This is a genomic window from Streptomyces sp. URMC 123 (assembly GCF_051386515.1).
Classification (GTDB): Bacteria; Actinomycetota; Actinomycetes; order Streptomycetales; family Streptomycetaceae; genus Streptomyces.
Map to the genome: position 1 here is coordinate 1 of NZ_JBPQTV010000326.1, position 7,330 is coordinate 7,330.

Here is a 7,330-nt window from a genome sequence, read left to right on the forward strand (position 1 = left end):
GCCCCACGCCGCCGGCGGTGCCCGCCGCCCGGCCGGTCTCGCCGCGCGGGGCGCGCCCCGCCCCGCCGCTGGACGACGGGCAGCGCCACCGCCTGCTGGAGGGGGCCCACCACGATCCGCACGCCCTGCTGGGCGCCCACCCCGCGCCCGGCGGCGTCGCCGTCCGCGCGCTGCGCCCCTTCGCCCGGTCCGTCACGGTCCTGGCCAAGGGGCTGCGGGCGGAGCTGATCCCCGAGGGCGACGGCCTGTTCTCCGCGGTGCTGCCGCTGGCCGAGGTGCCGGACTACCGGCTGCTGGTGGCGTACGAGGCCGGGGAGCTGGAGCTGCACGACCCGTACCGCTTCCTGCCCACCCTCGGCGACTTCGACCTGCACCTGATCCGCGAGGGCCGGCACGAGGAGCTGTGGCGGGCGCTGGGCGCGCACCCCCTGACGCACCAGGGGGTCGACGGCGTCCGCTTCACCGTCTGGGCGCCCAACGCGCTCGGCGTCCGCGTCGTCGGGGACTTCAACCTGTGGGACGGCACCGGGTTCCCGATGCGCTCGCTGGGCTCCTCCGGGGTGTGGGAGCTGTTCGTCCCCGGCCTCGGGGAGGGCGAGCTGTACAAGTTCGACATCACCCGCCCCGACGGCTCGCACAGCCTGCGCGCCGACCCGATGGCCCGCCGCGCCGAGTGCCCGCCGGCCACCGCCTCGGTGGTGACCTCCTTCCGGCACCGGTGGGGCGACGCGGAGTGGATGGCGCGGCGCGCCGACCGCCCGGTGCACGAGGCGCCGTTCTCCGTCTACGAGGTGCACCTGCCGTCCTGGCGGCCGGGGCTGGACTACCGGCAGCTCGCCCAGCAGCTCCCGGCGTACGTCAAGGACCTGGGCTTCACGCATGTGGAGCTGATGCCGGTCGCCGAGCACCCCTACGGCGGCTCCTGGGGCTACCAGGTGACCTCGTACTACGCCCCCACGGCCCGGCTGGGCACGCCCGACGACTTCAAGTACCTGGTGGACGCGCTGCACCAGGCCGACATCGGGGTGATCGTCGACTGGGTGCCGGCCCACTTCCCCAAGGACGAGTGGGCGCTGGCCCGCTTCGACGGCGCCCCGCTCTACGAGCCCGCCGACCCGCACCGCGCCGAGCACCCGGACTGGGGCACCCTGGAGTTCGACTACGGCCGCCCCGAGGTGCGCAACTTCCTGGTCGCCAACGCGGTCTACTGGTGCGAGGAGTTCCACATCGACGGGCTGCGGGTGGACGCGGTCGCCTCGATGCTCTACCTCGACTACTCCCGCGAGCCCGGCCAGTGGACGCCGAACGCCCACGGCGGCCGGGAGAACCTCGACGCGGTGACCTTCCTGCAGGAGATGAACGCGACCGTCTACCGCCGGTGCCCGGGCGTGGTGACCATCGCCGAGGAGTCCACGGCCTGGGACGGGGTCACCCGCGCCACCCACCACCGGGGCCCGAGCGGCTTCGGCGGGCTCGGCTTCGGGCTGAAGTGGAACATGGGCTGGATGCACGACTCGCTGGGCTACCTCTCCCACGAGCCGGTGCACCGCAGGTACCACCACCACGAGATGACGTTCTCGATGGTGTACGCGTACAGCGAGAACTACGTGCTGCCGATCTCCCACGACGAGGTGGTGCACGGCAAGCGGTCGCTGGTGTCCAAGATGCCCGGCGACTGGTGGCAGCAGCGCGCCTGCCACCGCGCGTACCTCGGCTTCATGTGGGCTCACCCCGGCAAGCAGCTGCTGTTCATGGGGCAGGAGTTCGCCCAGGGCGCGGAGTGGTCGGAGAGCCACGGCCCGGACTGGTGGCTGCTCGACCCCAGTTACGGCGCCGAGGCGGACCACCGGGGCGTACGGGACCTGGTGCGCGACCTCAACGCGACGTACCGGGGCACCCCGGCGCTGTGGCAGCGGGACACGGACCCGGCGGGCTTCTCCTGGGTCGAGGGCGACGCGGCGGAGGACAACGTGTTCGCCTTCCTCCGCCACGACGCCCACGGCTCCCCGCTGCTGGCGGTCAGCAACTTCTCCCCGCTGGTGCGCCACGACTACCGGCTGGGCGTGCCGGACGCGCCGGGGGCGTGGACGGAGGTCCTCAACACCGATGCGCTGCGGTACGGGGGCAGCGGGGTGATCAACCCCGATCCGCTCAAGCCGGAGCGGATTCCCCGGCACGGCCGTCGTACGAGTGTCGCGCCGGTGCTGCCGCCGCTCGCGACCGTCTGGCTGCGGCCGCTGTAGGCCGCGGCCTCATCCCTGGCGTGCGGTGCGCTGCCTCACGCCGGGCGTGCGGTGTGCTGCTCGCGCTGGACGATGGCGGCCCGCGCGGCCTCCACGAAGGCGTCGAAGTCGCCCGTGGTGTTCCAGGGCCGGTCCTTGCGGGTGAACTTGCCGTCCTTGAACATCGCCTTGCGCAGATCGGTGGTGATCTCCAGCTGGGCGCCGGCGCCCGACAGCGTGCGGTTGACGATGTTCTCCGGGTGGTCGCCGTTCAGGGCGGGCACGGCGGCGCCGTCGACGGCCTGGATGCCCCGGGACCGGAACTGCTGGGTCAGGAGGGCCTTGAAGCGCTCGTCCCGGCCGCCGACCACGACGGCCCGCGGGTTGGCGGGGTCGATCGCCCGGCCGACGTCGTCGGGGGTGCAGCCGTGGAGGGACAGCGCGTGCCGGCTGCCGCCGGCGATGGCGAGGGCGGCGGGGTCGTCGCAGTGGTGCGAGGTCACATGGAGGACGCCGTTGTCCTTGGGGAGCAGGCCCTCGAACATCCAGTAGTCGTAGAGGGGGTCGCCGGGCTTCCTGGGCTGGAGCGAGCCCGGGTGGTAGCCGGCGATGGCGAGGCAGAGCTCGGAGGTGCCGGCCTCGATGCCGCCGCCGTGCGGGGCGAGGACCGCCGTGAGGGGGAAGGCGCCGCTGGCGTCGAGGCTCTCGTCGCGCACCTCGTGGCGGAGCCAGCGCCGGCCCCAGTCGCGGCCCTCGACGTAGGGGTCGTCGAGCCGGGTGTAGAGGTCGGTGTTGGAGGTGTACTCCTCGCCGGCCGCGGCGGCGGGCGCGGGGGCCGCGCCGGTCGCGGTGCCGGCGGGCGCGGCGGCCTGGGCGGTGGCGCCGCCGGACAGGCCCTGGAGCAGCGGCCCGCCGACGGCGGCGCCCGCGAGCGCCGCCAGCATCGCTCTTCTGTTCGTATTGATCATGGCCGACATCCTGCCCCACAGGGGGCGCGGCCGGGGCGGATCGCCCCACTCCGGTCGTACGGGGCCCTCCGCCGCGCCGCGTGACCCCGCCGCGTCGATCAGCCCTGCGGCCGCGAGGGCACCGGCGCGTTCTCGACGGCGGCCGGACCGCCCGGCCGGTCCCGCTCGTTCGGCCCGCCCGGCTCGGCCGGTGCGCCCTCCGCGTCGGCCGGGGCGGTGAGGGCCTCGTCGAACGGCAGCCGGCCGGCCAGCACCTCCTGGGCGCGCCCCTTGTCGAACTCCCTGGTCCAGGTGCCGACCAGGACCGTCGCCACCGCGTTGCCGGCGAAGTTGGTCAGCGCCCGCGCCTCGCTCATGAAGCGGTCGATGCCGACGATCAGCCCGACGCCGTCCACCAGTTCGGGGCGGTGCGACTGGAGCCCGCCGGCCAGGGTCGCCAGGCCCGCGCCGGTCACCCCGGCCGCCCCCTTCGAGGCGATGATCATGAAGACGAGGAGGGAGATCTGCTGGCCGAGCGAGAGCGGGTCGCCCATCGCCTCGGCGACGAAGAGCGAGGCCATCGTCAGATAGATGGCGGTGCCGTCGAGGTTGAAGGAGTAGCCGGTGGGCACCGTGATGCCGACCACCGGCCGGCTCACCCCGAGGTGCTCCATCTTGGCGATCAGCCGGGGCAGCGCCGACTCGGAGGAGGAGGTGGAGAGGATCAGCAGGAACTCCCGGCCCAGGTACTTCAGCAGCGCGAAGAGGTTGATCCCCGCGACCAGCCGCAACAGCGCGCCGAGCACCACGACGACGAACAGCAGACAGGTCACGTAGAAGCCGATCATGATCACGGCGAGGGACTTCAGCGCGTCGAGGCCGGTCGCGCCGACCACCGCCGCGATCGCCCCGAACGCCCCCACCGGCGCCGCCCACATGATCATGCCGAGCACCCGGAAGACCAGCCGCTGGATGTGCCCGATGCCCCGGAGCACCGGCTCCCCCGCCGGCCCCATCGCCTGGAGCGCGAAGCCGACGAGCAGCGCCACCAGCAGCGTCTGGAGCACCTCGCCACCGGTGAAGGCGGACACCAGCGTGGTGGGGATGATGCCCAGCAGGAAGTCCGTGGTGGACTCGCTCGCGCCCTTGGCCTGGGCCTCGCCCGCGCTGCGCATCGCGTCCGTGAGCTGGAGGCCGGAGCCCGGCTCCAGCAGATTGCCGACCAGCAGGCCGATGGCGAGCGCGACCGTCGACATCACCATGAAGTAGCCGAGCGCCAGGCCGCCCACGGCGCCGACCTTGGCGGCCTTGCGGACCGAGCCGACGCCCAGCACGATCGTGCAGAAGATGATCGGCGAGATCATCATCTTGATGAGATTGACGAAGCCGGTCCCCAGCGGCTTGAGCTCCACGGCGGCCCCGGGGGCGGCGAAGCCCACCGCGATGCCGAGCAGCACCGCGCCGATCACGGCGAGATAGAGATAGTGGGTCCGGTCCCGCCGGTCCCGCTGCGGGGTCTGCGCAGCCACGGCTGTTCTCCTCGGGGTCGTCGTCCGTGTCGCGGCCCGCGCCGCGACGGTCCCGGCGACTATCCACCACCGTGTGACACCCGTCACGCTTGCGTGCATTTCGTTCATGGCACGATGCGCCGGACCACCCCCGCCGGAAGCAGACGGACCGAACCCATGCGCATACCCTGCCCGCGCAGCCTCGCGGGCCAGCTCTTCGCCCTCCAGGTCGTGCTGGTGGCCGCGGCGGTGGCCGGCTGCGCGGCCTTCACCTATGTCTCCGACCACCGGCAGGCGGAGGACGCGGCCCGGCGGCAGACGACCGCCGTCACCCGGGCGGTGGCCGACTCCCCCTCGGTGGTGGCCGCGATCCGGGCGGCCGAACGGTCGGGGGGCGCGCGGGCGGACCGGGAACCCTCGCTGTCGCTCCAGCCGTACGCGGAGCGGGTCCGCCGGGACACCGGGGTCACCTTTGTGACGATCATGGACGTGGACGGCATCCGCTGGACCCACCCCGACCCGGGCCGGATCGGCGAGCGCTTCCTGGGCCACACCCAGCCCGCCCTCGCCGGCGAGACCTTCACGGAGACCTACACCGGCACGCTCGGCCCCTCCGTGCGCGCGGTGACGCCCGTTCACGACGGCGGGCGGATCGTCGGCATGGTGAGCGCGGGCATCACCGTGGAGCGGATCACCGCGCAGGTGCGCCGGCAGGTCGCCGCGCTGCTGGGGGTGGCGCTCGGCGCGCTCGCCCTCAGCGGCCTGGGCACCTATCTCGTCGGCGCGCGGCTGCGCCGCCACACTCACGGCATGAACGCCGTCGAGCTGCGCCGGCTGCACGACTACCACCAGGCCACCCTGCACGCGGTGCGCGAGGGGTTGCTGATGCTCGACGGCGAGCGGCGGATCGCCCTGATCAACGACGGCGGCCGGGAGCTGCTGGGCCTGGGCCCGGACGCCGTGGGCCGGGACATCGCCGCGCTGGGGCTGCCGGAGCCCCTGGTCGACGCGCTGGTCGCGGCCGGGCCCCGGGTGGACGAACTCCATCTGACCGCCGACCGGATCGTGGTGGTCAACACCTCTCCGGTGTCCAGCGGCGAGCACCGGGGCACGGTGGTCACCCTGCGGGACCACACCGAGCTCCAGGCGCTCTCCGGCGAGCTGGACTCCGTGCGGGGCTTCGCCGAGGCGCTGCGCTCGCAGGCCCACGAGGCCGCCAACCGGCTGCACACGGTCGTCTCGCTGATCGAACTGGGCCGGGCCGAACAGGCGGTGCGCTTCGCCACCGCGGAGCTGGAACTGGCCCAGGCGCTCACCGACCGGGTGGTGACGGCGGTCGGCGAACCCGTATCGGCCGCGCTGCTGCTGGGCAAGGCGGCCCAGGCGCACGAGCGGGGCGTGGAGCTCGTGCTGACCCCCGACAGCCGGCTGGACGACGGGCTGCTGCCCCGCTCGCCGCTGCTCGCCCGGGATCTCGTGACGGTGCTGGGCAATCTCATCGACAACGGCGTGGACGCGGCCCAGGGCGGCGAGAACGCGCGGGTGGTGGTGACCGTGCGGGCGACCGCGACGGGCGGAGAGAGCGGAGAGGGCGGGGAGAGCGGGGAGTTGTTGCTGCGGGTGGCCGACAGCGGGCCCGGGGTGGCGCCGGAGACGGCCGAGGAGGTGTTCCGCCGGGGCTGGACCACCAAGGGGCCGGGGCGCGGCCTCGGACTCGCCCTGGTGCGGCAGGCGGTGCGCCGGGGCGGCGGCACGATCACCCTGGCCGAAGCGCCCGAGGGGGGCGCCGAGTTCCTCGTACGGCTGCCGCTGCGAGCGGAGGCGGGGGCGTGACCGGGACCACGGGCGGGGGCGCCGGCAAGGACGGCAACGCCCACGGCATCGGGGCCGCCGGCAAGGACGCCAACGGCATCGGGGCCGCCGACAGGGGCGACAGCGGCAACGGGCCCGCGGGCGGGTCGCCGCCGCTGCGGGTGCTGGTCGTGGAGGACGACCCCGTGGCGGCCGACGCCCACGGCCTCTACGTGTCCCGGGTGCCGGGCTTCACGGTCGTGGGCACGGCCCACTCGGCGGCCGAGGCCCAACGGCTGCTGGAGCGCACCGCGGTGGACCTGCTCCTGCTGGACCTGTATCTGCCGGACGGGCACGGGCTGAAGCTGCTGCGGTCGCTGCGCGCGGCCGGCCACACCGCGGATGTGATCGCGGTGACCTCCGCGCGCGACCTGGCGGTGGTGCGCGAGGGCGTCTCGCTGGGCGTGGTGCAGTACGTGCTCAAGCCCTTCGCCTTCGCCACCCTCCGGGACCGGCTGACGCGCTACGCGGAGTTCCGGGCCACGGCGGGCGAGGCGAGCGGCCAGGACGAGGTGGACCGGACGCTGGCCGCGCTGCGGGCGCCGCGGCCGGCCGCCCTGCCCAAGGGGCTCAGCGCGCCGACGCTGACGGCCGTCACCCGGGTGCTGCGGGCCACCGAGGAGGGCGTGACGGCGAGCGCGGCGGGCGCGGCGGTGGGCATCTCGCGGATCACCGCGCGCCGCTATCTGGAGCACCTGGTGGACGCGGGGCTGGCCGAACGCAGCCCGCAGTACGGGCAGATCGGCCGCCCGGAGCTGTGCTACCGCTGGCGGCCGGGGCGCTGAGGGGCGCGGGTGCGGGG

General features: G+C 74.4%; 5 protein-coding genes. 3 read left to right on the top strand and 2 right to left on the bottom strand.

Features of this window, described 5'->3' with window-relative positions:
• The first annotated feature begins 17 nt into the window (after positions 1–17).
• Positions 18–2,243 (top strand): 1,4-alpha-glucan branching enzyme, encoded by a 2,226-nt coding sequence (glgB, locus tag ACSNOD_RS26215; protein WP_436769534.1) that lies wholly within the window; start codon positions 18–20, stop codon positions 2,241–2,243.
• A gap of 35 nt (positions 2,244–2,278) precedes the next feature.
• Here the strand turns inward: glgB and ACSNOD_RS26220 are convergent, their stop codons facing one another.
• Positions 2,279–3,190 (bottom strand): poly-gamma-glutamate hydrolase family protein, encoded by a 912-nt coding sequence (locus ACSNOD_RS26220; RefSeq protein ID WP_436769531.1) that lies wholly within the window; start codon positions 3,188–3,190, stop codon positions 2,279–2,281.
• 98 nt (positions 3,191–3,288) lie between these two features.
• Positions 3,289–4,698 (bottom strand): cation:dicarboxylate symporter family transporter, encoded by a 1,410-nt coding sequence (locus ACSNOD_RS26225; protein WP_436769532.1) that lies wholly within the window; start codon positions 4,696–4,698, stop codon positions 3,289–3,291.
• Positions 4,699–4,854: 156 nt separating this feature from the next.
• On the opposite strand from ACSNOD_RS26225, the gene ACSNOD_RS26230 reads away from it, so the two are divergent.
• Together ACSNOD_RS26230 and ACSNOD_RS26235 are read left to right on the top strand one after the other, a co-directional pair.
• Positions 4,855–6,510 carry a sensor histidine kinase gene (locus ACSNOD_RS26230; protein WP_436769533.1) on the top strand — a complete coding sequence of 552 codons (1,656 nt, stop codon included), beginning with the start codon at positions 4,855–4,857 and terminating at the stop codon, positions 6,508–6,510.
• Between the two features lie 77 nt (positions 6,511–6,587).
• Positions 6,588–7,313 (top strand): response regulator, encoded by a 726-nt coding sequence (locus tag ACSNOD_RS26235; protein ID WP_436769535.1) that lies wholly within the window; start codon positions 6,588–6,590, stop codon positions 7,311–7,313.
• The last annotated feature ends 17 nt before the right edge of the window (positions 7,314–7,330 follow it).